General features: G+C 59.4%; 24 protein-coding genes and 1 pseudogene. 18 read left to right on the top strand and 7 right to left on the bottom strand.

Annotated elements, in window-relative coordinates; translation table 11 throughout:
* Nucleotides 1–64: 64 nt before the first annotated feature.
* Nucleotides 65–1048 (bottom strand): annotated as a pseudogene (locus tag AB4P94_RS12415) (cache domain-containing protein); the annotation flags it as partial.
* Between the two features lie 194 nt (nucleotides 1049–1242).
* On the opposite strand from AB4P94_RS12415, the gene AB4P94_RS12420 reads away from it, so the two are divergent.
* The gene (locus tag AB4P94_RS12420) at nucleotides 1243–2721 is read left to right on the top strand and encodes a helicase HerA-like domain-containing protein (RefSeq protein ID WP_395610754.1); all 1479 of its coding nucleotides are present in this window, start codon (nucleotides 1243–1245) and stop codon (nucleotides 2719–2721) included.
* 4 nt (nucleotides 2722–2725) lie between these two features.
* Here AB4P94_RS12420 and AB4P94_RS12425 read toward each other — a convergent pair whose 3' ends face one another.
* On the bottom strand, nucleotides 2726–3181 hold the full coding sequence (locus AB4P94_RS12425) for a DUF721 domain-containing protein (protein ID WP_395610755.1): 456 nt from the start codon (nucleotides 3179–3181) through the stop codon (nucleotides 2726–2728).
* A gap of 305 nt (nucleotides 3182–3486) precedes the next feature.
* Between AB4P94_RS12425 and secA the strand changes: the two genes are divergently transcribed.
* The 3 genes from secA (at nucleotide 3487) to AB4P94_RS12440 (ending at nucleotide 8529) form a co-directional block, all read left to right on the top strand.
* Nucleotides 3487–6222, top strand: coding sequence for a preprotein translocase subunit SecA (gene secA / locus AB4P94_RS12430; protein WP_395610756.1), 2736 nt, complete (start codon nucleotides 3487–3489; stop codon nucleotides 6220–6222).
* Nucleotides 6223–6346: 124 nt separating this feature from the next.
* Nucleotides 6347–7564, top strand: a complete 1218-nt coding sequence (gene argJ / locus AB4P94_RS12435) for a bifunctional glutamate N-acetyltransferase/amino-acid acetyltransferase ArgJ (protein WP_395610757.1) — start codon at nucleotides 6347–6349, stop codon at nucleotides 7562–7564.
* A gap of 20 nt (nucleotides 7565–7584) precedes the next feature.
* Entirely contained in the window at nucleotides 7585–8529 is a 945-nt protein-coding gene (locus AB4P94_RS12440; RefSeq protein ID WP_395610758.1) for a Nudix family hydrolase, read from the top strand.
* Nucleotides 8530–8593: 64 nt separating this feature from the next.
* Here AB4P94_RS12440 and AB4P94_RS12445 read toward each other — a convergent pair whose 3' ends face one another.
* The 3 genes from AB4P94_RS12445 to AB4P94_RS12455 are packed head-to-tail and all read right to left on the bottom strand — an operon-like array spanning nucleotide 8594 to nucleotide 12175.
* Complete coding sequence (locus AB4P94_RS12445) at nucleotides 8594–9172, bottom strand: cob(I)yrinic acid a,c-diamide adenosyltransferase (protein WP_395610759.1); 579 nt, start codon at nucleotides 9170–9172, stop codon at nucleotides 8594–8596.
* A 2-nt stretch (nucleotides 9173–9174) separates the two neighbouring features.
* Complete coding sequence (locus AB4P94_RS12450) at nucleotides 9175–11211, bottom strand: ATP-binding protein (protein WP_395610760.1); 2037 nt, start codon at nucleotides 11209–11211, stop codon at nucleotides 9175–9177.
* Nucleotides 11212–11257: 46 nt separating this feature from the next.
* The gene (locus AB4P94_RS12455; protein ID WP_395610761.1) at nucleotides 11258–12175 is read right to left on the bottom strand and encodes a putative 2-dehydropantoate 2-reductase; all 918 of its coding nucleotides are present in this window, start codon (nucleotides 12173–12175) and stop codon (nucleotides 11258–11260) included.
* A gap of 123 nt (nucleotides 12176–12298) precedes the next feature.
* On the opposite strand from AB4P94_RS12455, the gene AB4P94_RS12460 reads away from it, so the two are divergent.
* Together AB4P94_RS12460 and AB4P94_RS12465 are read left to right on the top strand one after the other, a co-directional pair.
* Nucleotides 12299–12784, top strand: coding sequence for a YajQ family cyclic di-GMP-binding protein (locus tag AB4P94_RS12460; protein ID WP_003175814.1), 486 nt, complete (start codon nucleotides 12299–12301; stop codon nucleotides 12782–12784).
* A 135-nt stretch (nucleotides 12785–12919) separates the two neighbouring features.
* Nucleotides 12920–13762 (top strand): mechanosensitive ion channel family protein, encoded by an 843-nt coding sequence (locus AB4P94_RS12465; RefSeq protein ID WP_395610762.1) that lies wholly within the window; start codon nucleotides 12920–12922, stop codon nucleotides 13760–13762.
* Between the two features lie 191 nt (nucleotides 13763–13953).
* Here the strand turns inward: AB4P94_RS12465 and AB4P94_RS12470 are convergent, their stop codons facing one another.
* Nucleotides 13954–15225, bottom strand: a complete 1272-nt coding sequence (locus tag AB4P94_RS12470) for an OprD family porin (RefSeq protein WP_395610763.1) — start codon at nucleotides 15223–15225, stop codon at nucleotides 13954–13956.
* 742 nt (nucleotides 15226–15967) lie between these two features.
* Between AB4P94_RS12470 and AB4P94_RS12475 the strand changes: the two genes are divergently transcribed.
* Both AB4P94_RS12475 and AB4P94_RS12480 read left to right on the top strand, forming a co-directional pair.
* Nucleotides 15968–16393, top strand: a complete 426-nt coding sequence (locus AB4P94_RS12475; RefSeq protein ID WP_395610764.1) for an HIT domain-containing protein — start codon at nucleotides 15968–15970, stop codon at nucleotides 16391–16393.
* A 3-nt stretch (nucleotides 16394–16396) separates the two neighbouring features.
* Complete coding sequence (locus AB4P94_RS12480) at nucleotides 16397–16603, top strand: SlyX family protein (RefSeq protein WP_395610765.1); 207 nt, start codon at nucleotides 16397–16399, stop codon at nucleotides 16601–16603.
* A gap of 69 nt (nucleotides 16604–16672) precedes the next feature.
* On the opposite strand, the gene AB4P94_RS12485 is transcribed toward AB4P94_RS12480, so the two are convergent.
* On the bottom strand, nucleotides 16673–17275 hold the full coding sequence (locus AB4P94_RS12485; RefSeq protein WP_395610766.1) for a cold shock domain-containing protein membrane protein: 603 nt from the start codon (nucleotides 17273–17275) through the stop codon (nucleotides 16673–16675).
* Nucleotides 17276–17706: 431 nt separating this feature from the next.
* On the opposite strand from AB4P94_RS12485, the gene AB4P94_RS12490 reads away from it, so the two are divergent.
* The 10 genes from AB4P94_RS12490 (at nucleotide 17707) to tolQ (ending at nucleotide 25569) form a co-directional block, all read left to right on the top strand.
* Nucleotides 17707–18180, top strand: a complete 474-nt coding sequence (locus AB4P94_RS12490) for a Dps family protein (protein ID WP_003193874.1) — start codon at nucleotides 17707–17709, stop codon at nucleotides 18178–18180.
* Nucleotides 18181–18359: 179 nt separating this feature from the next.
* Nucleotides 18360–18692, top strand: a complete 333-nt coding sequence (locus AB4P94_RS12495; RefSeq protein WP_395610767.1) for a ribbon-helix-helix domain-containing protein — start codon at nucleotides 18360–18362, stop codon at nucleotides 18690–18692.
* Between the two features lie 166 nt (nucleotides 18693–18858).
* Complete coding sequence (locus AB4P94_RS12500; RefSeq protein WP_010208103.1) at nucleotides 18859–19080, top strand: FmdB family zinc ribbon protein; 222 nt, start codon at nucleotides 18859–18861, stop codon at nucleotides 19078–19080.
* Nucleotides 19081–19187: 107 nt separating this feature from the next.
* Nucleotides 19188–20963, top strand: a complete 1776-nt coding sequence (gene aspS, locus AB4P94_RS12505) for an aspartate--tRNA ligase (RefSeq protein ID WP_395610768.1) — start codon at nucleotides 19188–19190, stop codon at nucleotides 20961–20963.
* A gap of 136 nt (nucleotides 20964–21099) precedes the next feature.
* A complete protein-coding gene (locus AB4P94_RS12510) occupies nucleotides 21100–21846 on the top strand; it encodes a YebC/PmpR family DNA-binding transcriptional regulator (protein WP_262209769.1) in 747 nt (248 codons plus the stop codon).
* 157 nt (nucleotides 21847–22003) lie between these two features.
* Nucleotides 22004–22528, top strand: coding sequence for a crossover junction endodeoxyribonuclease RuvC (gene ruvC / locus AB4P94_RS12515; RefSeq protein WP_395610769.1), 525 nt, complete (start codon nucleotides 22004–22006; stop codon nucleotides 22526–22528).
* 66 nt (nucleotides 22529–22594) lie between these two features.
* Complete coding sequence (gene ruvA / locus AB4P94_RS12520; RefSeq protein WP_395610770.1) at nucleotides 22595–23206, top strand: Holliday junction branch migration protein RuvA; 612 nt, start codon at nucleotides 22595–22597, stop codon at nucleotides 23204–23206.
* Nucleotides 23207–24265: a Holliday junction branch migration DNA helicase RuvB gene (ruvB, locus tag AB4P94_RS12525; RefSeq protein WP_015885611.1), complete on the top strand. Its 1059-nt coding sequence runs from the start codon at nucleotides 23207–23209 to the stop codon at nucleotides 24263–24265.
* 151 nt (nucleotides 24266–24416) lie between these two features.
* Entirely contained in the window at nucleotides 24417–24872 is a 456-nt protein-coding gene (ybgC, locus tag AB4P94_RS12530) for a tol-pal system-associated acyl-CoA thioesterase (protein WP_071484353.1), read from the top strand.
* Between the two features lies 1 nt (nucleotide 24873).
* Complete coding sequence (gene tolQ, locus AB4P94_RS12535) at nucleotides 24874–25569, top strand: protein TolQ (RefSeq protein WP_003209819.1); 696 nt, start codon at nucleotides 24874–24876, stop codon at nucleotides 25567–25569.
* Nucleotides 25570–25575: the final 6 nt, after the last annotated feature.

The following is a 25575-nucleotide window of genomic DNA, read 5'->3' on the forward strand; positions in this document are numbered from 1 at the left end:
ACGTATGAATTCTCTCAACGAAGCGGTTGAAAGCATTGCCGAGGGTGCCGAATTCGTCGTGGTTCTGGATGGTCAAGCGGCGGGTCAGGTCACCTTCGCCATCGGCGATGTCCTGCATGGCGCGGGTCATCAGGTGCAGGGGTTGCAACAGGACGCGGATCAGCATGCCCAGCAGCGCGATGATGATCACCACGGCGATGACGGTGGCTATCACCGCCGAGGTGCGGAATTTGCTGAGCATGGCGAAGGATTTGTCTTTATCCACCGAAATGCCCAGGTACCATTTTACCGACGGCAGGCCTTTGATCGGGGTAAAGGTCACGATGTTGTCTTTGCCGTTGGCTTCGACTTCGCTGAAGTCACCGCTGATTGTCGGTGTATTTTTTGGGTACACGTCCGCCAGGGTCTTCATCACCAGGGGTTTGTCCGGGTGCACCAGCACTTTGCCATCGGCACTGACCAAAAAGGCATAGCCCATACCGCCAAAGTTCAGCGCGCCGATATTATCTACCAGGGTTTGCAGGCTCAGGTCGCCACCTACCACGCCGATGCTCTGGCCGGCTTTGGCACTGGGCGTGGCGATGGAAATAATCAACTGCCCGGTGGCTGCGTCGATGTAGGGCTCAGTCAGTGTTGAACCGTTACTGCTCTGGGCGCCTGTATACCAGGGGCGAACCCGGGGGTCGAAGCCGTCCGGCATCTTGGTATCGGGGCGGATGGTGAAGGCGCCTTTGCTGTCGCCCACGTAGGTTGCCATGAACGAGGAGGTCAGGGCTTTCTGTTCCAGCAGCGTTGCGACCGCTGCCGGTTCCGGGTTGATGGCGATGTTTTGTGCCGCGTTTTCCACCAGGGCAATACGCCCGGCGAGCCAGGTTTGAATATTGCTGGCGGTGACATCCCCCATTTCATGCAGGTAGTTGTTGAGGTCGTCGCGAATTGCGTTGCGTTGCAGGTAGTCGTTGTAGAGGGTAAACAGTGCGAAGGCGGCGATGACGATAAGGGAGGCTGCAAGCAGGATTTTGTGGCTGAAGCGCAGATTTTTATTCATGGCTTGTAGGGTCCGCTAAGGTCTTAATATCCGAAGCGCGTCCTTGTGGGAGGCGCAAAATGGCAGCGTTAAAAAAAGGTGTGATATTTCTCGTTAGTCCCTGTAGGAGCTATCTGACCTATTTTTAGACTTTGTGGGTCTCACATGTGTCTATATCGACCTGGCGATACTAAAGATTAACCATAGGTGACGAAATGCCTGACTCTTCGCAACTCCTTATCGGCGCGGGCCTGGATGGCCAACCCATCGCTCAGGCCATGCGCCTGGCCAACCGTCACGGGTTGATTGCCGGCGCCACCGGCACAGGCAAGACCGTCACGTTGCAGCGCCTGGCGGAAGCCTTCAGTGATGCGGGCGTGGCCGTGTTTGCCGCCGACATCAAGGGCGACCTGTGCGGCCTGGGCGCTGCCGCCAACCCTCAAGGCAAGGTGGCCGAGCGCATTGCGGGCATGCCCTTCCTCAATTACACGGCGAAGGCTTATCCGGTCACGTTGTGGGATATCCACGGGCAGTCCGGTCATCCGCTGCGCACCACCATCAGCGAGATGGGCCCGTTATTGCTCGGCGCGTTGCTCGAGCTCACCGACAGCCAGCAATCGGCGCTCTACGCGACATTCAAGGTGGCAGACCGCGAGGGCCTGTTGCTGCTGGACCTCAAGGACCTCAAGGCCCTGCTCAATCACCTGCGTTATCACCCGGAGTTGCTGGGCGACGACGCTGCGCTGATGACCACCGGCTCCAGCCAGGCATTGCTCAGGCGTCTGGCCGTGCTGGAACAGCAGGGCGCCGAAGCGCTGTTTGGTGAACCGGCTCTGCAGCTTGAAGATATTTTGCAACCCGCCAGCGATGGTCGCGGGCGCATCCATTTGTTGGACGCCAGCCGTCTTGTGCATGAGGCGCCCAAGGTCTACGCGACGTTCCTGTTGTGGCTGCTGGCCGAGCTGTTCGAGCAATTGCCGGAGCGTGGCGATGCCGACAAGCCGCTGCTGGCACTGTTCTTCGACGAAGCGCATTTGCTGTTCGCGGATACGCCCAAGGCATTGCAGGACCGTCTGGAGCAAGTGGTGCGTTTGATCCGTTCCAAAGGGGTGGGCGTGTATTTCGTCACTCAATCTCCGGGCGATTTACCTGACACGGTATTGGCGCAACTGGGTCTGCGTATTCAGCACGGCTTGCGTGCTTTCACAACTAAAGAACAGAAGTCCCTGAGGGCTGTGGCGGACGGCTTCCGACCCAATCCGGCCTTCGATACGCTGTCTGTGCTGACGGAGCTGGGCACGGGTGAGGCCTTGGTCGGCACCTTGCAGGAAAAAGGCACACCGCAAGTCGTTCAGCGTGTGCTGGTTGCGCCGCCGCAGTCGCGGATCGGGCCACTCAGCGAAGCTGAGCGTGCGGCATTGATCGCCAGTTCGCCGTTGCTGGGTCGGTATGACAAGCCGATTGACCGCGAGTCGGCCTACGAAGTGCTAATGGCGCGCAAGGACCTTGGGACGACCGAGGAGGCCAAGCCGAGCGCCGAAGAGCCGAGTTTCACCGATAAGGCCGGAGAATTTTTGGGGACTACGGCAGGCAAGGCGCTCAAATCGGCCATGCAGCAGGCCGCCAACCAAATGGGCCGTCAACTGGTGCGTGGCCTTTTGGGCTCGTTGTTGGGCGGTAGCAAGCGCAAGTGAGGGATCAGGGTTTGGGCCTGGCGTGGGCGGCCAACCGCTCCAGTGCTGCGCGCAAGCCCGGATCGCTGATCCCGTCGGCCGTTGCCTGGATGGTCTCGGCGGCGTTTTCCGAGAGGTCCAGCGTATGTCCCGCCGCGCCTTGCAGCACGGCGGGCGGCTGAACCTTGAACTGGATACGCGTCAGGCTGGCGAACTCATCAAACAGCATTAACTGGCGCTGCAAGCGTTTTTGCTGATAGCGCAGGCGGGTCGCCCAGTGGCCGTCGGTGACAATTAACAGCAAATTGCCTTCACGCCAGGACGCCACACGGCAATGTTCCCGCGCGGCGGGTTGCAATTGGCTGTCGAGCAAGCGCTGCAAATGGCCCAAGCGTTGCGCGTGGCCGAAGATGGCTTTTAACGGCTTGGCTTCGCGAAGCAACACGCTGGGCGCGCGGGCTGTATGTGGGCGAAATGCCATGTTTAGACACCTTAAGTAACAGAGCCGCCATCTTAGCAGAAAGCGCCCGTGTGCCCCCGGGCAAAGCGCTGGCCGGGCTTTGCCGGGGAAATCAATAGGTAACTTCTGCGCTTGATGGGTTGAAGTTCCGGTAAAAGCCCTTATTTTAAACAGGCCCTCTCACAGCACCATGCCAGCATCGGGGAACAACGCCACTTTCCTCACCCACGAATCCGGGTAGAATGCGCGTTCGCATGCGGCCGTGAGGGCTGCTCGGGCCACTCACGGTGCGCCCTCCATCCCTATGTGTGGAAGAACCTGCCGATATGTTTGCGCCTTTGTTAAAGAAACTTTTTGGAAGCAAGAATGAGCGCGAAGTTAAACGCATGCTCAAGACGGTGCAGCTGGTCAATGCTTTCGAAGAGCAGATGGTTGCCCTTTCGGACGAGCAATTGCGCGCCAAGACCCAAGAGTTCAAGGCCCGCATAGCCAAAGGTGAAACCCTCGACAAGCTGCTTCCCGAAGCCTTTGCGGTCGCCCGTGAAGCCGGTAAGCGTGTCATGGGCATGCGCCACTTCGACGTTCAGTTGATCGGCGGCATGACCTTGCATGAAGGCATGATTGCCGAAATGCGTACCGGTGAAGGCAAGACCCTGGTGGCAACCCTGGGCGTTTACCTCAACGCACTGTCCGGCAAGGGCGTGCACGTTGTGACGGTGAACGACTACCTGGCCCGTCGGGACGCCAACTGGATGCGCCCGCTCTATGAATTCCTCGGCCTGACCGTCGGCGTGGTTACGCCGTTCCAGCCGCCGGAAGAAAAGCGCGCCGCCTACGCTGCCGACATCACCTACGGCACCAACAACGAATTCGGTTTCGACTACCTGCGCGACAACATGGCGTTCAGCATGGAAGAAAAATTCCAGCGCGAACTCAACTTTGCCGTGATCGACGAAGTCGACTCCATCCTCATCGACGAAGCCCGTACCCCGCTGATCATCTCCGGCCAGGCTGAAGACAGCTCGCGTCTGTACACCGAAATCAACAAACTGATTCCGCGCCTGACCCAACACGTTGAAGAAGTTGAAGGTGTGGTGACCAAAGAAGGTCACTTCACCATCGACGAGAAGACCCGTCAGGTCGAGTTCAACGAAGCCGGTCACCAGTTCGTCGAAGAGATGCTGACCCAGATCGGCGAGCTGGCCGAAGGCGAAAGCCTGTACTCGGCACACAACCTGGGCCTGTTGACCCACGTGTATGCCGGCCTGCGCGCCCACAAGCTGTTCCACCGCAACGTTGAATACATCGTGCAGGACGGCCAGGTTGTACTGGTCGACGAACACACCGGTCGCACCATGCCGGGGCGTCGCCTGTCCGAAGGCCTGCACCAGGCCATCGAAGCGAAGGAACACCTCAACATCCAGGCCGAAAGCCAGACGTTGGCGTCCACCACCTTCCAGAACTACTTCCGTCTGTACAACAAACTGTCCGGCATGACCGGTACGGCCGACACCGAAGCGTTCGAATTCCACCAGATCTACAGCCTGGCCGTGATGGTGATTCCACCGAACAAGCCACTGGCACGTAAAGATTTCAACGACCTGGTGTTCCTGACGGCCGAAGAGAAATACGCGGCAATCATCAACGACATCAAAGACGGCATGGCCCAGGGCCGTCCGATCCTGGTGGGTACTGCCACCATCGAGACTTCCGAGCACGTGTCCAACCTGCTCAACAAGGAAGGCATCGAGCACAAGGTTCTGAACGCCAAGTTCCACGAAAAAGAAGCCGAGATCATCGCCCAGGCCGGTCGCCCTGGCGCGCTGACCATTGCCACCAACATGGCCGGTCGTGGTACCGACATCCTGTTGGGCGGTAACTGGGAAGTGGAAGTTGCGGCACTGGAAAACCCGAGCCCCGAGCAAATCGCCCAGATCAAGGCTGATTGGCAGAAACGCCACCAGGCCGTTCTGGAATCCGGTGGCCTGCAGGTGATTGCGTCCGAGCGTCACGAATCGCGCCGTATCGACAACCAGCTGCGTGGTCGTGCCGGCCGTCAGGGTGACGCCGGTTCCAGCCGCTTCTACCTGTCCCTGGAAGACAGCCTGATGCGCATCTTCGCCTCTGACCGGGTGAAGAACTTCATGAAGGCCTTGGGCATGCAGTCCGGTGAAGCGATCGAGCACCGCATGGTGACCAACGCCATCGAGAAGGCGCAGCGCAAGGTTGAAGGCCGTAACTTCGACATTCGCAAGCAACTGCTCGAGTTCGATGACGTCAACAACGAACAGCGTAAAGTGATCTATCACATGCGTAACACGTTGCTGGCCGCCGACAACATTGGCGAGACCATCGCCGATTTCCGTCAGGACGTGCTCAACGCCACCGTCAGCGCACACATTCCGCCACAGTCCCTGCCAGAGCAGTGGGATGTTGCCGGTCTGGAAGCGGCTTTGAAGAGCGATTTCGGTGTGGACTTGCCGGTTCAGCAATGGCTGGACGAAGACGACCACCTGTACGAAGAGACGCTGCGCGAGAAGCTGATGACCGAGCTGCTGGCCGCGTACAACGAAAAAGAAGAGCAGGCGAGTGCCGAAGCACTGCGCACCTTCGAGAAACAAATCGTACTGCGCGTGCTGGACGACCTGTGGAAAGACCACCTGTCGACCATGGACCACTTGCGTCACGGTATCCACCTGCGTGGCTACGCCCAGAAGAACCCAAAGCAAGAGTACAAGCGCGAGTCGTTCACGCTGTTCTCCGAGTTGCTGGATTCGATCAAGCGCGATTCGATTCGCGTGCTGTCCCACGTTCAGGTGCGTCGCGAAGACCCGATCGAGGAAGAAGCTCGCCTGCGTCAGGAAGCCGAAGCACTGGCTGCGCGCATGCAGTTCCAGCACGACGAAGCGCCGGGCCTTGAGGCGCCGGAAATCCTCGGCGAGGAGGTCGATGTGGCCCTGGCTCAGACGCCGGTTCGCAACGATCAGAAGCTGGGCCGCAACGAACTGTGCTGGTGCGGTTCGGGCAAGAAGTTCAAACACTGCCACGGCGAAATCAACTAAGATTTTTGCCTGACGCTGCAACACCCTGCGCCGCGACCGGCCTTTGCCGTCGCGGCGTTTTGCCATTAATTTCACCGTCGCTCACGACGGTACAGACATCACCTCATTTTTAAGGAGCGCATTCATGGCTGTTGGTCTTGGTCCTTTGCCCACTTTGCACCCGGTCGCCGGTTTTGAACTCGGTATCGCTTCGGCCGGCATCAAGCGCCCGGGGCGTAAAGATGTGGTGGTGATGCGCTGTGCCGAAGGCTCGACCGTCGCCGGTGTGTTCACCCTTAATGCGTTCTGCGCAGCGCCGGTGATCCTGGCCAAGCAGCGCGTGGCCGGTAACATCCGTTACCTGCTGACCAACACCGGCAACGCTAACGCCGGCACCGGCGAGCCGGGCCTTGTAGCGGCTGCGCGCACCTGCGCCAAGCTGGCCCAGATTGCCGGGGTTGATGCCAGCCAGGTGCTGCCGTACTCCACCGGTGTGATCGGTGAGCCGCTGCCCGTCGAGAAAATCGAAGGCGCCCTGCAAGCTGCGCTGGATGACCTGTCTGTGGATAACTGGGCCGCTGCGGCCACCGGCATCATGACCACCGATACCCTGCCCAAAGGCGCGAGCCGTCAGTTTGTGCACGATGGCGTGACTGTCACCGTGACCGGCATCAGCAAGGGCGCGGGCATGATCCGCCCAAACATGGCCACCATGCTCGGCTACATCGCCACCGACGCCAAAGTCTCCCGTGACGTGCTGCACCGCTTGATCCTGGACGGCGCCAACAAGTCGTTCAACCGCATCACTATCGATGGCGACACCTCGACCAACGACTGCTGCATGCTGATCGCCACTGGCCAGGCTAACCTGCCGGAAATCACCGAGGCCAGCGGCCCGCTGTTCACGGCGTTGAAGCAGGCTGTGTTTGAAGTGTGCATGGACGTGGCCCAGGCCATCGTGCGTGACGGCGAAGGCGCGACCAAGTTCGTCACTGTTGAAGTGAATGGCGGCGGTAACCACCAGGAATGCCTGGACGTGGGCTACACCGTGGCGCACTCGCCGCTGATCAAGACCGCACTGTTCGCCTCCGACCCGAACTGGGGCCGTATTCTCGCCGCCGTGGGCCGTGCCGGTGTGCCGGACCTGGACGTGAGCAAGATCGACGTGTTCCTCGGCGATGTGTGCATTGCCAGCCGTGGCGCTCGTGCCGAGTCCTACACCGAAGCCCAGGGTTCGGCCGTGATGCAGCAGGAAGAAATCACCATCCGTATCGAGCTGGGCCGTGGTGCGTGCAGCGAAACCATCTGGACCACCGACCTGTCCCACGAGTACGTGAAGATCAACGCGGAATACCGTACCTGATAACACAGAGGATAAGCGCGGTGAAACGAGTGCATGTAGCAGCAGCGGTGATCCGCGGCGTCGACGGCAGGATTCTGCTGGCGCGCCGTGCCGATACACAGCACCAGGGCGGCCTGTGGGAGTTTCCCGGCGGCAAGGTGGAGGCCGATGAGTCGGTCGCCGCCGCGCTGTCGCGCGAGTTGCAGGAAGAACTGGGCATTCAGGTCACCACGGCCCGGCCGCTGATCAAGGTGCAACATGACTACCCGGACAAGCAGGTGTTGCTGGACGTGTGGGAAGTCTCGGCCTTTACCGGCGAGCCTCATGGTGCCGAAGGGCAGCCATTGGAGTGGGTGGCGCCTCGGGACTTGATCAACTATGAGTTCCCGGCGGCGAATGCGCCGATTGTGGCGGCCGCGCGTTTGCCAGCCGAATACCTGATCACGCCTGGCGAACTGGAAACCCCGACCCTGTTGCGCGGTATCCAGAAAGCCATTGCCGGTGGCACCAGGCTGATTCAACTGCGCGCGCCGAACGGTTACGACCCCAAATACCGTGACCTGGCGGTAGACGCGGTGGGCCTGTGCGCCGGCAAGGCGCAGTTGATGCTCAAGGGGCCGTTTGAATGGCTGGGGGATTTTCCTGCAGCTGGCTGGCACATGACTTCGGCACAATTGCGTAAATACGCAAGCAAAGGCCGGCCGCTGCCGAAGGATCGTTGGCTGGCGGCCTCATGCCATAACGCTGAAGAGCTGGCGCTGGCAGAAATGATGGACGTGGATTTTGTCACGCTGTCGCCGGTGCAGCCGACCCAGACTCATCCGGATGGCCAGCCGCTCGGTTGGGAAATGGCTGCTCAGTTGATCCGTGGGTTCAGCAAGCCGGTGTTTCTGTTGGGTGGGGTTGGGCCTGCCGAGCGGGAGAAGGCTTGGGAGGCTGGGGCCCAGGGTGTGGCCGGGATTCGGGCGTTCTGGCCTGAGGTTTGATGCAACTTTGATGGCCTCATCGCTGGCTTGCCTGCGATGAGGCCCTATCAATCACTAAAAAACATCAATGGGGTTTGGCCGCCGCCTGCCACAACACTTCCGCAACCCCTTGGCGCTTGGCAATCACCCGTGCCGCCACAAACAACAAATCCGACAACCGATTGATATACGACAGCCCCACGCCTTCCAGCGGCTCGACCGCATTCAACTGCTGACACCGCCGCTCCGCACTGCGCGCCAGGCTGCGGCACACATGGGCCTGGGCGATCAACGCCGAGCCACCGGGCAAAATGAAATTCTCCAGCGGCCCCACTTCCTCGTTCCAACGGTCAATCGCCGCTTCCAGCCGGTCCACTTCCGCTGCGTTCAATGCTTTGTACACCGGCATCGCCAGTTCACCGCCCAGGTCAAACAACCGATGCTGGCACGGCGTAAGCACGTCGATCACGTCCTTCAGTTCTGGATGTTTGCCGCTTTGTTCTTCCAGGTTGGCCAGCAGCAATCCCAACTGGCTGTTCAGCGTATCCACTTCACCGATAGCCTCAACGCGCGGATGATCCTTGGGCACGCGACGGCCGTCGCCCAGGCCCGTCTCGCCTTTGTCGCCGGTACGTGTGTAGATCTTCGACAGGCGAAAGCCCATGGTCATTGCTCCAGTCGGGTGAGTTCGTAAGGTGGCAGTTGGCTGCCGGCCAAAGGCAAGCGCAGGGTAAAGCAAGTGCCTTGGCCCGGTGTGGAGTGCACTTCCATCTGGCCCTTGTGGTTATTGGTGATGATGAAATACGACACTGACAGCCCGAGCCCGGTGCCTTGGCCGATTTCCTTGGTGGTGAAGAACGGCTCGAAGGTGCGCTTGCGTACGTTCTCACTCATGCCAATGCCGTTGTCTTCCACCTGGATCTCGGCCCACGGCGGGTTCAGGCGAGTACGCAGGATAATACGCCCCGGCTCGCTGTCGTCTTCACGCTGGTGAATGGCCTGGGCGGCGTTTTTCAGCAGGTTGAGCAGTACCTGTTCCAACTCGTTGGCGGTGCCGGGCACGGGGCCCAGTTGCGGGTCGAATTGACGGATGATTGCCTGGCCCTTGAAGTCGAAGCCGATGGTCAGGTCGAAGTCGTTGCCGGCAATGTCTACGGCCTGATCAATCAATGCGGGCAAATCGCAGGGCGCCATCTGGCGATTGCTGCGGCGGCTGAAGCTGAGCATGTGGGTGACGATTTTCGCCGCGCGCGCACCAGCCTGTTGAATGCCGTCGAGCAATTGCGGCACTTCGCGGCTTTGCAGGTAACGGTTCACGGTTTCCAGCTCGATGCCCGCCTGTTCGGCGTGCTCCAGGTTTTTGGGCAAGTCGGGAGACAGGCGGCGGCGAATGTTCTGCACGTTGTGCAGGATCGCCCCCAAGGGGTTGTTGATTTCATGGGCCATGCCTGCTGCGAGGCCGCCGACAGACAACATTTTCTCCGACTGCACCATCATTTCTTCCAGGGACAGGCGTTGGGTGATGTCATCGATACGGATCACCACGCCACGCCCGGCGCCGCCCATCAGCGGGTAAAAGGTGAGGGCGTAATGCTTGGCCTCGTCATCCTTGACCCACGTGACGCGCTCGATCCGCTCTACGCTGTGTTGTTCAACCGTGGCCTTGATCTGCGGCAGGTAGGGCTTGAGCGGCTGGAACGCCAGGAAGATCGGCTGGTTCAGCGCTTCATCCAGACGCGTGCCGGAAAGCGCGCTGGCTTCCTGGTTCCACTGGGTCACGTAGAGCTGTTCGTCCAGGGCGATCAGCGCCGAGGGCATGGAGTCAATGATGCTGTTCAGGTAGTTCTGGAAGCCGGTGAGTTTTTTCTCGATCTTGCTGCGAACCTGTACTTCCAGTTCCAGCTTGCGGTTGGTATGGCGGGTTTCTTCGGCCAGGCCCTGAGCCTGGTCATAAGCGGCCTGGGAGTCGTCGCGCGCGCGTTTGAGCTGCTGCTCACGGGCTTCGATGCGCGACAACATGGTGTTGAAGGCTTCAGCCAGGCTGCCGATTTCATCATGGTTGCCGCGGCGGGCGCGCAGGGCGTAGTTCTCTTCGCGGGTCACCTGGCGTGACAGTTCCTCGAGTTCGTGGATCGGGCGGGTGATCAGGCGTTTGATCTGCCGGGCGATGATCAACCACAGCAGCACACTGAAAATCAGGATGCCCAGGCTGGCGGTCAGGGTGCCGGTGTAGAAAGCCACCGGCAACTCGCTGCTCGCCACCAGGAGCAGGTGCCCGGAAGGTTGGCCGGCGCGGGGCAGCGTGATGACCTGGTTGCTGCGAAACTCGGTGACCCGCCAGGCCTCAATGTGCCGGTAGTTATCCGGCAGGTGCAGGCGGTTGCCGTGTTGCATCTGCGCCAGGCGGTTGCCGTCGCCGTCGTACAGCGCTGCGGCGCGTAGTGGTGAGTAGCTGGTCAGCTCGTTAAGCAATGCGTCGGCCTTGGCCGGCGACTCAATGGCTTCGGCAGCCAGCGACGGGTTGGAAACCAGGCGGCCAATGGCCTGCAAGGCCTGCGGCGCCATACTTTCCTGTGAAATCCAGTAGGCGGCACTGATAAACGTCAGGTTGGCGACCAGCAACACGGTGGTCAACAACACCAGCAGAGCGGCCAGCAGTTTCTGCCCTACCGGTAGATTTTCTAGACGCTGGCGCAGTGGCATCAGGGTTTTCCCAGGTGATAGACAGGTAGGCAGGGTAGCGCGTGCCTCAGTCGCTGGCCAATCCGCGTGCAGCCAGGAAGGCGATCAGCCGTGCCTGTACTTGTTGCAAGTGGGGGAGAACCAATTGATGGCGTGCGGCCGCCTGGCAAGCGTAGCCGAGCAGGTAGCTGATTTCGGTGCGCCGGGCGTTGGCCACGTCCTGATACATGGAGGAATAGTTGGCGGCAGTGGCCTGGATCACCCGCTCAACTTCGCTGTGCAAAGCCTCGGCCGCCGCCGGCTGGCCGCAACATTCGAGCAACTCGGCCAGCTCGGCGCACAGGGTGGCGACTTCACACTGATGGGCCTGCAGGCCGCCGTTGCGGCATTGATACAGCACCGTCAGCGGGTTGATTGCGCAATTGAGCGCCAGCTTGCGCCACAGGCGCGTGAGAATGTCGGTACTCCATTCGTGGGGTATGCCGGCCGCCTGCAAATCGCTCAGCCAGAGTGGCGGGGCAGGGTGGGCGGCATCGCCGAGCCAGGTGTAGCCATGCCCGGCAAATACCACGCGCCAATCGCCGTCGCGGAAGGCGCCTTCGGTGCTGGACGCAAAGAGGCAACGCGCCTGGGGCAACTGCGCAGCGACGGCGTCCTGGCTGCCGAGGCCGTTTTGCAGCAGGATCAACTCGGCGTCCGGCGCCAGCCGATGCTGCAACTGTGCGACGGCGCTTTGTGCATCGTAGGCTTTGCACGCCGCTAACAGGCGGCGAATTGGCTCTGGGCTGTCAGGCGTTTCGCCAATCACGGGGTAAGTCTGTTCCACGCCGTGCTCCACCAGCGTCAACCCGGGCCCGGCTTGGTAACTCGCCAGGCGTGCGGCATCGCGCAGGATCAAGCGCACAGGCACGCCCGCGCGGGCCAGGCGCGTGGCCCAGAGTGTGCCGAGGCTGCCGGCGCCGAGAATATGCCAGGTAGTCGACATCAGTTTGTGCTCCGTAGGGTCGCTCACGGTGAACGGGACGAAAGAACCGCTATAATGCCCCGGCATTTTAGCTCGGGCGCGCTCCATCTCTACTGAGCCCGCCCCTTATATTGGAGAAATGACATGCCTTCGTTCGACGTGGTATCCGAACTGGACAAACACGAAGTCACCAACGCCGTCGAGAACGCCGTCAAGGAACTGGACCGTCGCTATGACTTGAAAGGCAAGGGCAGTTTCGAATTCAAGGAAAAGGAACTGACCGTCAACCTGACCGCCGAAGCCGACTTCCAGCTGGAAGCGATGATCGAAATCCTCAAGCTGTCGCTGGTCAAGCGCAAGATCGACGCACAATGCCTTGAAATCAAGGATGCGTACGCCTCCGGCAAACTGATGAAACAGGAAGCGGTGCTCAAAGAAGGCATCGACAAGGAGCTGGCGAAGAAAATCGTCGCCCACATCAAGGATGCCAAGCTGAAAGTCCAGGCGGCCATTCAGGGTGAGCAGGTACGTGTTACCGGCAAGAAGCGTGATGACTTGCAGGAAGCCATCGCTGCCCTGCGCGCCAAGACCTTCGACATGCCGCTGCAGTTCAACAACTTCCGCGACTGATGGCCCTTTGGGGAACCAGTCGATGTTTTTGACGTCCCACGCCCCAGAGTCTGTGCCTGCACGTGAGCCCTCCGGGGCTCATTTGCATTTTCAGGCAGCCAACAAGCCGTACATCCGCTAAACAGGAGAAGCTACATGGATTTAAACGCAGAAGTGGATCACCTGATCAAGACCTCCGAGTCTTGGCTCCCGATGATCATGGAGTACGGCAGCCGGTTCTTGCTGGCTGTGGTCACGCTGGCCATCGGTTGGTGGCTGATCAACGTGTTGACCCACCGGGTTGGGCGTTTGCTGGCGCTGCGTAACGCTGACCTGGCATTGCAACACTTCATCACCAGCCTGGCCAACATCGCGCTCAAAGTCATGCTGGTGGTCAACGTGGCATCCATGATCGGCGTGGCAACCACCTCGTTCGTTGCCGCAATCGGTGCCGCCACCCTGGCCATCGGCCTGGCGTTGCAAGGCAGCCTGGCGAACTTCGCCGGTGGCGTGCTGATTCTGTTGTTCCGCCCGTTTCGTATTGGTGACTGGATCGAAGCCCAGGGTACCTCCGGTACCGTCGACAGCATCCAGATCTTCCACACCGTGTTGCGCACCGGCGACAACAAGACCGTGATCATCCCCAACGGTAGCCTGTCCAATGGCCTGATCACCAACACCAACCGTCAGCCAACCCGCAAGGTGGTGTTTGACGTGGGTGTCGACTACGAAGCCGACCTGCAGAAAGCCCGTGAAGTGCTGTTGGAACTGGCGAAAGACCCACGGGTGTTGACTGATCCGGCCGCCGTTGCCGTGGTTTCGACCTTGGGTGACAGTTCTATCACTGTTTCTCTGCGTTGCTGGACCAAGACGCCTGATTATTGGGATGTAGTGTTCATGCTCAATGAACTGGCGCGCGATCGCTTGAAAGCGGCAGGAATTGATATTCCATTTCCGCAGCGGGTGATTCGAGTGATGCAGGAAAGTGCTGCGAAGTAACTAGGTGAGATGCTCTCGAACTTGGCTGAAAGGTCAGGTTCGATTGCAAAAGTTTAAACTCGATAGTTAGCTTGCTAGTTATTTATTTGATGAAATAATTCTGCAATAAAAAAGCCGCTCCCTTGTGAACAGGGGAGCGGCTTTTTATTTAAGGCCGAGGCCTTAAGCCATCGTTGTAATCAAATAACCAATTACAAGATGTTCAGCGGGTATTGCGCGATCAGACGCAGTTCGTCGATCGACGCCGAACCGTAGTACACGCCGTCAGACGAACGATACGTCGCTTGACGTACACGCAGGCTCAGGTCTTTTGCCGGGCCGCTCTGGATCACGTACTTGGCTTCGATGTCGCGTTCCCACTCTTTGCCGTTCGAGGTGGTGGCGGTGTTGGCGCCACTGCCGCTGACGTAACGAGTCATGAAGCTCAGGCCTGGTACGCCGAAAGTGGCCATGTTCAGGTCGTAGCGAGCTTGCCAGGATTTCTCGTCTTCAGCGTTGAAGTCGGAACGGGCGATGGAGTTGGCCAGGAACACTGTGCCGCCGCCGTCTACGCCGTAGCCGTAGTCACCGTCACCGCTGACTTTCTGGTAGGCCAGGGTGAAGGTGTGAGCCTGGATGGTGTACGCGCCCTGCAAGCTGTAGGCACGGTTATCCAGTTTGGTGGTGCCGTCTTTTTCTGCGCGTTGCAGGCCGGCGCCATCGCTCTTGGTGCTGTAGATGTTGAAGTCAACGGCCAGGGACTGTTCGTTGCTCAGCGCGTGAGTCCAGTTCAGGTTGGCGTAGGTTTTCTTCCAGTAGTCTTCAGTCTTCGCGTAGTACAGGCTGGCGCTGACTTCCGGCGTCAGGGCGTAGACACCACCGATGAAGTCGGTTTTGGTCAGGCCCAGGCTGTCACGGTAGGTCTGGTTCTGTGCCACGCTCGAAGTGAAGTGACCGCCTTCGAGTTTCAGGCCCTTGATCTCGTTGCTGGTGATCGAGATACCTTGCGGCAGCTCTGGCAGCAAACGGCTGTCATCGGAGGCGAACACCGGTGCGGTGGTGTATTGGTCGCCGATTTTCAGCACGGTGTCGGAGATGCGGAACTTAACAGCGCCACCGCCTTTGGAGTAGTCGTCTTGCGAGCGACCGTCTGAACCGGTAGGGAACAGGCCGGTGCCCGAGCGCCCCTTGCCGCTGTCCAGTTTCACGCCCAGCAGGCCGATCACGTCAACACCGACACCGATGGTGCCTTGGGTGTAGCCCGATTGGAACAGGCCGTTGAAGCCCAGGCCGGTTTCGTTGACGCGGCTTTTGCCGGTGTCGTTGTTACGGAAGTCGCGACCGAAGTTCAGCAGGCGAGTGTTGATGCTGAACGTGCTGTCTTCAACAAAGCCCTTGGAATCGTCCTGGGCGGACGCCATTGCGAACTGCGAAACGCCGGCTGAAACAGCCAGTGCGATCATGCTCCACTTCATCACGCGCATCGTGATTTGCTCCTTTGGTTTTAGGAAGAGTACTGCCGTCCCACCTGTATTTTTATCTGGGCGGCTCTTTCTTTTATGTGTCGGCGCAAAGTTATATCACGCAGACCCTATTGACGATACTTACCCATCTATCCTTTCAGCTTCTTTACGAGGCTGTCGTAAATTGCTATCTCCCTGTCGCAAATTCACAGCCCGACGGTAACCGGGCTGACAACTTCAATGCTCTTTTCAAACCGGTTTAAAAGTTTGAACTCTTCCTTGATGAACATTGAAACGCTACTGTTTTTTATCGCGAAACACGGGCGTCCAAACCGGTGTCGTTGCCGACGATATGGGGGTCAATGCAACAAGCGTGCACAAAGCGGTAACCGAATGTCATTTTTTCGTGAAAAACGTTACGGCCGTGTAAAAACCGCATAAGCACGGGCTTTTTGCGCCCTTTGGTTTGGGCTTGACGCTCGGGTATTTCCCCTGGCCGGTGGTACACAAAACCTGTGCCAGGGTAAAACGTTACCGGTTCACCCTTATAAGTGGGTACTCGGCGGATCCCTTTGAGGCACAGGTGGGTCATTTTGGTGCGTCCCGTTGAGGCCCGGTTTAGCGTAGCTCAAATATTGATTTGCATCGAAAAGGTGCATGCTTTTTGTCGGGCGGCATCCGCGATTCCTGCATTCGCCGTGAAGCCGCAGGTTTTCAACGGTATGCTGGGCGCCTGAAATTGACCTGCTGAACGGAGTGCCCCGTGTTTGCTTTAGATCAACGCCTGCAACAAGACACACTGGCCATTGGGGACTTCCCGCTCTGCCGCCTGCTCCTGTCCAATGATTCGAATTACCCCTGGTTCATTCTGGTACCGCGCATAGACGGTATCAGCGAAGTATTTCAACTCGATGTCGTCGATCAACAAAGGTTGTGGCAAGAAACCACGGCCCTGGCGCAGTTGCTCAATGAGGAGCTGGGCGCCGACAAAATGAACATTGGTGCCCTGGGTAACGTTGTCAGCCAATTGCACGTGCATGTGATTGTGCGCAAGCGTGATGATGCCGCGTGGCCGGCACCGGTGTGGGGCAAGCACCCGGCGCAGCCTTATACGCAGGAGCAAGTGGCGGCGATTCGTGCGCGGCTGCGCGACCTCTTGCCCGCCGACTTCACCTTCACCCAGGACTGAACCATGGATCTGCAAGACCGCGTTACCGACCTGGAGACCCGTCTGGCTTTCCAGGACGACACCATCGAGACCCTCAACGACATTCTGGTCACCCAGCAGCGCGCGGTTGAGCGCCTGCAGTTGCAGATGGCCGCCTTGCTCAAGCGCCAGGAAGAAATGGGCGGCCAGTTCGAGACCTCCGAAGAAGAGGCACCGCCGCCACACTATTAATGGGCGTGCATAAAAAACCGCGATCCGGCAGGGCTGGATCGCGGTTTTTTTGTACGCCGAAGGTGGGTATCAGCGACGCGGCAGCGCCGCGATCACGTCTTCGGCTTGCAGGCCTTTGTCACGGTTCATGACGGAGAACTCCACGCGCTGGCCTTCGACCAGAACGCGGTGGCCTTCGCCACGGATGGCCCGGAAGTGGACGAAGATATCGTCGCCCGAATCGCGGGAAATAAAGCCGAAGCCTTTGGAAGTGTTGAACCACTTGACGGTACCGGTATCCCGGTTGGTCATGTCGTAGTTTTGCGACGCGGCCGCTGGGGACGAACGGTAAAAGCTGATGGCCAGGTGAAGAACGATGGCAACCAGAGCAATGACCAGGCTGAGCAGGATGGCTGGGTGGCCACCCACTTCAGGCATGGGTGCCAGGAGGGTGAGGGTTTGAACGACAACGGTCAGCACCAGCAGCGCACTGACCAGGTTTTGCAGTTGATGACGCGTGCCTTTGTTCCAGTAAGGGATCACCGGTGCGAGCGCCAGGTTAAGAAGGCCGAACAAGGCCAGGTATAGAGCGTCGTGTTGTTCCAGATACGGCAGGCTTTCAGGCTGCAGGCTCGGGATAAAGGACAGCAGCAAAGCTGCAACGCCCGTTAGCAGGTGGACGATTTTCAACATTTTGATTAACTCACGTTAAGACGGATCACAAGGAAGAGCTGACTGGCACGGTTCGCTTCTGAACAAGATGGGAGGCGTTGAGCACGTGCGCGGGAATCAGCCTATGTGGCGTGCCGCAGAAATAAACGGCAACCACACCGTGTCTATTTAACAGCAAAGGCTGTGCCTACTCAAATCAAGCATTTCAGGGGGTTGCAAGGGCCATGGCATTTATGGGGCAAATGCCTGTCCTAGACAGGTGCAGGTGTTTCGCTCGAGATTTTGAGAAATCTCCTATCCTGCGCAAAGGCTTGTCTGTCGGTAACGCGCGGGTGGCGCAGGGGCGATTTGCCGCATGCCAGGTGGGGATGCCGGGCTGCACACGGCCGGCACTCTTGCTAGAGTGGGCCTGCACCTGATCAATGAATGCACGTCAATTGAAGGGGAAAAACATGGCAATCGATATTGGTATCAGTGAAGAAGACCGTAAATCCATCGTCGACGGACTTTCACGGCTGCTGTCCGATACCTATGTGTTGTATCTGAAGACCCACAACTTTCATTGGAACGTCACGGGCCCCATGTTTCGTACACTGCACTTGATGTTTGAGGAGCAGTACAACGAGCTGGCGCTGGCGGTGGACTCCATTGCCGAGCGTATCCGCGCCCTTGGTTTCCCGGCACCGGGTGCCTACTCGATTTATGCCCGTCTGTCCTCTATCAAGGAAGAAGAGGGTGTGCCGAGTGCTGAAGAGATGATCAAGCAACTGGTCGCGGGCCAGGAAGCGGTCACTCGCACCGCGCGCGGTATCTTCCCGCTGCTCGACAAGGTCAGCGATGAGCCGACGGCGGACTTGCTGACCCAGCGCATGCAAGTCCACGAGAAAACCGCGTGGATGCTGCGCTCTTTGCTCGAAAACCAGTAACCGCCCCTCGAGCGGCGCCGCCCGGGCGCCGCTCGCTTGTTTCGCCGCATATCCTGGCGTTGTCCTACGCGTTTCAAATCCCCGTCTTCTGGCTGCCTCGCACGCCCTGCTGTTTTATAGGCCCACTGCCCATTGGGAGACGCCCATGGGTTGCTGTTTGGCAATGGAGTGTCAGGTGTATGTCACGCGCAGTTGGTAACGGAGTGATGGAAACCGCTGGTTTTCATAAGATAAAGGTCGATCCCTTTGCGAAAGGGTTCGATATGGGCCTGGCCAAGCCATTGTCCCGGTCAGTCAGGCTCAACGGGTTTTCCACTTGCCTGCGGCTTGAGCAGATCTATTGGAATATCCTCACGGAGATCGCCATGATCAATGCGTGTTCGGTCAGTGCGTTGCTTTCGTATGTCGACCGGGAAGTGCATTTGCGCTATGGCGGCGTGAAGAACTTCAGTGGGTTGGTCAGGGTGGTGTGTGTGGTTCATGTGCTCAAAGGGCGCGTGAGCCACGCTTGATCCAGCGGCTTGGGAACCGGCCTGCCGTCAAGGCGGGCCGGGTTCCGGGCAGAAAGCCGGCTGCGCTGCCTCGATTTACCAGATATAATCCCGCGCTTTGCTGTGCGTGCCGGGTCTGTACCTGGAGGGCACGGCGCAGTAACGACCTGATCGCCGAGACATCTCCATGCCCATGTACGACTATCAATGTGCTTCCTGTGGTCATCAGTTGGAAGCCATTCAGAAGATCAGCGCAGCGCCGCTGGTCGATTGCCCCGCTTGCCAGGCGCCTGAGCTGAAGAAGATGTTGTCCATGCCGGGCTTTCGCCTGAGCGGCAGCGGCTGGTACGAGACCGACTTCAAGACCGGCTCGAAGAAGAACCTGGCGGGCGGCGACAAAGCAGACTGAGTTGAACTCTACGCGCAGGCTCCTGCATTATCCGTCCCCTGCTTTAATGTACGGTGACGAGGCGGGCCTCCACCGAATTTCGAATTACGAGAAGTGAAACCACTACCATGATGCGCAGCCACTATTGCGGCCAACTGAACGAGACCCTGGAAGGTCAGGAAATCACTCTTTGCGGATGGGTTCACCGTCGCCGTGACCACGGCGGGGTGATCTTCCTCGATATCCGTGATCGTGATGGTCTGGCCCAGGTGGTGTTCGACCCGGACCGCGCCGAAAGCTTCGCCGCCGCCGACCGCGTGCGCAGCGAATACGTCGTGAAGATCACCGGCAAGGTTCGCCTGCGTCCGGCCGGTGCCGTGAACAAGAACATGGCGTCCGGCGGCATTGAAGTGCTGGGCTACGAGCTGGAAGTGCTGAACGAGTCGGAAACCCCGCCGTTCCCGCTGAACGAATACTCCGACGTGGGCGAAGAAACCCGCCTGCGCTACCGCTTCCTGGACCTGCGCCGTCCGGAAATGGCCGAGAAGCTGCGTCTGCGTTCGCGCATGACTACCAGCATCCGCCGCTTCCTCGACGAAAACGGCTTCCTCGATGTGGAAACGCCGATCCTGACCCGTGCTACGCCGGAAGGCGCGCGTGACTACCTGGTGCCAAGCCGTACCCACGCCGGTTCGTTCTTCGCCTTGCCGCAATCGCCGCAGCTGTTCAAGCAGTTGCTGATGGTGGCTGGCTTTGACCGTTACTACCAGATCGCCAAGTGCTTCCGTGACGAAGACCTGCGTGCCGATCGCCAGCCGGAATTCACCCAGATCGACATCGAGACCAGTTTCCTCGATGAAAACGAGATCATGGGCCTGACCGAGCAAATGATCCGCAACCTGTTCAAGGAAGTGCTGGACCTTGAGTTCGGCGAGTTCCCGCACATGACCTTCGAAGAAGCCATGCGCCGCTACGGCTCCGACAAGCCAGACCTGCGTAACCCGCTGGAACTGGTGGACGTGGCCGACCAGCTCAAGGAAGTCGACTTCAAGGTGTTCAGCGGCCCGGCCAACGACCCTAAATGCCGCATCGCCGCCCTGCGCGTGCCTGGCGGCGCGAGCATGCCGCGCAAGCAGATCGACGACTACACCAAGTTCGTCGGCATCTACGGTGCCAAGGGCCTGGCGTACATCAAGGTCAACGAGCGCGCCAACGGTGTTGACGGCCTGCAATCGCCGATCGTGAAAAACATCCCGCTGGACAACCTGAACGCGATTCTCGATCGCGTGGGTGCCGTCGATGGCGACATCGTGTTCTTCGGCGCTGACAAGTCCAAGATCGTCAGCGAAGCACTGGGTGCATTGCGCATCAAGCTGGGCCACGACCTGGACCTGCTGACCTGCAAGTGGGCGCCGATGTGGGTTGTCGACTTCCCGATGTTCGAAGAGAACGACGACGGCAGCTTCAGCGCCTTGCACCACCCGTTCACCGCGCCGAAGTGCACGCCGGCAGAACTTGAAGCCAACCCGGCTGGTGCGCTGTCCCGTGCCTACGACATGGTCTTGAACGGTACTGAGCTGGGTGGCGGTTCGATCCGTATCCACCGCAAGGAAATGCAGCAGTCGGTCTTCCGCCTGTTGGGCATCAACGAAGCGGAACAGGAAGAGAAGTTCGGCTTCCTGCTCGACGCCCTGAAATACGGCGCGCCGCCCCACGGTGGCCTGGCCTTCGGCCTGGACCGTCTGGTGATGCTGATGACCGGCGCCCAGTCGATCCGTGAAGTGATTGCCTTCCCGAAAACCCAGAGCGCTGCGGACGTCATGACCCAGGCCCCGGGTGTGGTGGATGCCAAGGCACTGCGCGAACTGCACATTCGTCTGCGCGAGACGCCGAAGGCTGAGTAAGGCTGCTGCGTGAGAGCGCAATAAAGTTGTAGGCAGTCAAAAAGGCGCATCTTCGGATGCGCCTTTGCGTTTAAAAGAAGGAGTTCCTGCCTGGGGCGGGATTGATCAGGTTTTTACAGAATTTCGGAGTTGCGTTATGGCTGGCCATTCCAAGTGGGCGAACATCAAGCACCGCAAAGAGCGTCAGGATGCCAAGAAAGGCAAGATCTTCACCAAGTGGATTCGTGAACTGACCGTCGCGGCCCGTCAGGGCGGTGGCGATCCAGGCTCCAACCCGCGTCTGCGTCTGGCGCTGGACAAGGCCCTTGGCGCCAACATGAGCCGCGACATCATCGACCGCGCCGTGGCCCGTGGTGCCGGCGCTGCCGACACCGACGACATGGTCGAGCTGAGCTACGAAGGCTACGGCCCGGGCGGTGTGGCGGTGATGGTCGAGTGCATGACCGACAACCGCAACCGCACCGCAGCGGCCGTGCGCCATGCGTTCAGCAAATGCGGGGGCAACCTGGGTACCGACGGTTCGGTGGCTTACCTGTTTGAGCGCAAAGGTCAGATCACGTTTGCGCCGGGCACGGATGAAGACGCGCTGATGGAAGCGGCCATGGAGGCGGATGCCGACGACGTGGTGACCAACGAAGACGGCTCCATTGACGTATTCACCTCGTTTGCCGGTTTCTACGCCGTGCGCAACGCGTTGGAAGCCGCTGGTTTCAAAGGTACCGACGCGGAAATCGTGATGCTGCCGACCACCAGCGCCGAACTGGACCTGGACGGTGCCCAGAAAGTGTTGAAGATGCTGGATATGCTCGAAGACCTGGATGATGTGCAGAATGTGTATTCCAACGCCGACATCCCGGAAGACGTAGCCGCACAGCTAGTCTAAGGATAGATGTAGATCAAAATGTGGGAGCGGGCTTGCTCGCGAATGCGATGTGTCAGTCGACGCATGTGTTAACTGACACATCGCATTCGCGAGCAAGCCCGCTCCCACATTGGGTCTCCTCTGTATCAAAAATTGTTTTACCCAACCCGCAGGCGTTATGACTTTAATCCTAGGTATCGACCCCGGTTCGCGCATCACCGGTTTTGGCGTGGTGCAACAAACCCCTCGCGGCTGCATCTACGTCGCGTCGGGCTGCATCCGCACCGGTGCGGGTGAGTTGCCCGAGCGCCTGCAGATCGTCTATCGCGGCGTGCGTGAGGTGATCCAGACCTACGGCCCGGTCACCATGGGCATCGAAAAGGTCTTCATGGCCAAAAACGCCGACTCCGCACTAAAACTCGGCCAGGCCCGTGGCGCCGCCATAGTTGCTGGTGCTGAGGAAAGCCTGGAAATCGCCGAGTACACCGCCACCCAAGTCAAACAGGCGGTGGTTGGCACCGGTGCGGCAAATAAAGAGCAGGTGCAGATGATGGTCATGCACATGCTCAAGCTCACTTCAAAGCCGCAAATCGACGCCTCCGACGCCCTGGCCATCGCCATTTGCCATGCGCACACGCGCTCCAGCCTGCTGCCGCATGGCCTGGGTACCGCACGCAGTCGTGGCGGGCGGCTGCGTCTCTGATAGCATCAGCGCAACCGTATTTTCCGGTCAGGCCTTGATCTGACCCCAAGCTTTAAGGATCGAACCGTGATTGGACGCTTGCGCGGCACCCTGGCTGAGAAACAGCCGCCGCACCTGATTCTGGATGTAAACGGGTTGGGGTATGAGCTGGAAGTGCCCATGACCACCCTCTACCGCCTGCCGTCGGTCGGTGAACCGATCACCTTGCATACCCATCTGGTGGTGCGCGAAGACGCGCAATTGCTCTATGGTTTCATTGGCAAGCGTGACCGTGACTTCTTTCGCGAGCTGATTCGCCTCAATGGCGTGGGGCCCAAGCTGGCGCTGGCATTGATGTCGAGCCTGGAAGTGGATGAGTTGGTGCGTGCCGTTTCCGCTCAGGACACCTCGGCCTTGACCAAGGTGCCGGGCGTGGGCAAGAAAACCGCTGAGCGCCTGCTGGTGGAACTCAAGGACCGTTTCAAGGCCTGGGAAGTGGTGCCAAGCATGTTTGCCCTGGTGCCGAACCAGCCGGATCTGCCGGCAGGCCAAATGGCCAGCGCCGAAAGCGATGCGGTCAGTGCGTTGATCTCCCTGGGCTACAAGCCGCAGGAAGCCAGCAAGGCCGTGTCGGCCATCAAGGACAAGAACCTGAGCAGCGAAGACATGATCCGCCGAGCCCTGAAGGGAATGATTTAAGTGATTGAAGCTGATCGTCTGATCGCGGCCACCGGCCCGCGCGACCGTGAAGAAGTCCAGGACCGGGCCATTCGCCCGCTGAGCCTGGCCGACTATATCGGCCAGCCCACCGTGCGCGAGCAGATGGAGTTGTTCATCCAGGCTGCGCGAGGGCGCAGTGAGTCCCTGGACCACACGCTGATTTTCGGCCCGCCCGGCTTGGGTAAAACCACCCTGGCCAACATCATTGCCCAGGAAATGGGGGTGTCGATCAAGTCCACCTCCGGCCCGGTGCTGGAGCGTCCGGGCGACCTGGCGGCGTTGCTGACCAACCTTGAACCGCACGACGTGCTGTTTATCGACGAGATTCACCGGCTGTCGCCGATCGTCGAGGAAGTGCTGTACCCGGCCATGGAAGACTTTCAGCTCGACATCATGATCGGCGAGGGCCCGGCTGCGCGTTCGATCAAGCTCGACCTGCCGCCGTTCACCCTGGTAGGTGCAACCACCCGAGCCGGCATGCTGACCAATCCGTTGCGAGACCGTTTCGGCATTGTTCAACGTCTAGAGTTCTATAGCACCGCCGACCTTGCGACCATTGTCAGTCGTTCGGCGGGCATTCTCGGCTTGCCGCTGGACCCGGAAGGCGCGTTTGAAATCGCCCGCAGGGCCCGTGGCACGCCACGGATTGCCAACCGCTTGCTGCGGCGGGTGCGCGACTTTGCCGAGGTGCGTGCCAAGGGGCATATCACCAAGGCGGTGGCGGACCTGGCCTTGAACCTGCTGGATGTGGATGAGCACGGCTTTGATCATCAGGACAGGCGTCTACTCTTGACCATGATCGAGAAGTTCGACGGTGGCCCGGTCGGGGTCGACAGCCTCGCTGCGGCCATCAGTGAAGAGCGCCACACGATTGAGGATGTGCTGGAGCCGTACCTGATCCAGCAGGGCTATATCATGCGCACACCGAGAGGGCGGGTGGTGACGCGACATGCCTATTTGCACTTCGGGTTAAACATTCCGTCACGATTGGGTGAGATGCCCGTGGTAGACGAATTCCTCGATGCAGTGGACGATTAAAAAGGTCACGCCACGCGATTTATCTGAAGTTTGTGCTGTCCTAGTGGCTGGCGTCGTCATTCAGTCGTTGGAAATGTGCTTCATCATGTACAGCCGAATGAAAAAACAGTTGCCTGGCCGGATTGGCAACCTGAGGAGTAAGCACTAGAGTATGCGCGCGCAAAACGGGGATCAGTCGTTCGCACATCGCTGTCGCGTTTATTACGAGGACACCGATGCTGGCGGCATCGTGTATTACGTCAACTACCTCAAGTTCATGGAGCGGGCTCGAACCGAGCGGCTACGGGAGCTGGGCTTTGCCCAATCCCAGCTGGCAGGGGAGGACCTGTTATTCGTCGTGCATTCCAGCGAGGCGCGCTACCACGCGCCGGCGCGGCTGGACGATGAGTTGCTGGTCAGCGCTGAAGTAATCGAATTGAACCGTGTCAGCCTGCGTTTCAAGCAGCAGGTCAGGCGGGCAACGGATGCAACGCTGCTCTGTGAGGGGCAGTTCCTGGTGGCTTGTGTGCGCACCAATAGTTTGAAACCCCGGGCCATTCCCGAAGCTCTACGTGCGGCCTTTGCCGGCGTAAGCGGCGCGGGTAAACAATCAAAGCAGGAGATTTAGCGTGGAACCTACCGTCGTCGACCATTCCTCCATGTGGAGCCTGGTCAGCAATGCCAGTGTTGTGGTTCAACTGGTGATGCTGGTCCTGGTAGCCGCATCGGTTACCTCTTGGGTCATGATTTTTCAGCGCAGCAACCTGCTGCGTGCCGGTCGACGTGCCCTGGAGAGCTTTGAAGAGCGCTTCTGGTCGGGTATCGACCTGTCCAAGCTGTACCGCCAGGCCGGCAGCAACCCTGATCCGGATTCGGGCGTAGAGCAGATCTTCCGCGCCGGTTTCAAGGAATTTTCCCGCCTGCGCCAGCAACCGGGCGTTGACCCGGAAGCGGTCATGGAAGGCGTGGCCCGTGCCATGCGCGTTGCCATTTCCCGCGAAGAAGAGAAGCTTGAGCAAAGCTTGCCGTTCCTCGCGACCGTAGGCTCGGTGAGCCCGTATATCGGCCTGTTCGGTACCGTGTGGGGGATCATGAACTCCTTCCGTGGCCTGGCGCAGGCCCAGCAAGCGACCCTGGCTACTGTGGCCCCGGGTATCGCCGAAGCCCTGATCGCTACCGCGATCGGCTTGTTCGCTGCTATCCCCGCAGTAATCGCTTACAACCGTTTTGCCGCTCGCGGCGAAACCTTGATCAGCCGTTACTACACCTTCGCCGACGAATTCCAGGCGATCCTGCACCGTAAAGTGCACACCAGCGAAGAATAAGCAGGT

Origin of the sequence: Pseudomonas sp. B22129 (genome assembly GCF_044218875.1) — a bacterium.
Classification (GTDB): Bacteria; Pseudomonadota; Gammaproteobacteria; order Pseudomonadales; family Pseudomonadaceae; genus Aquipseudomonas.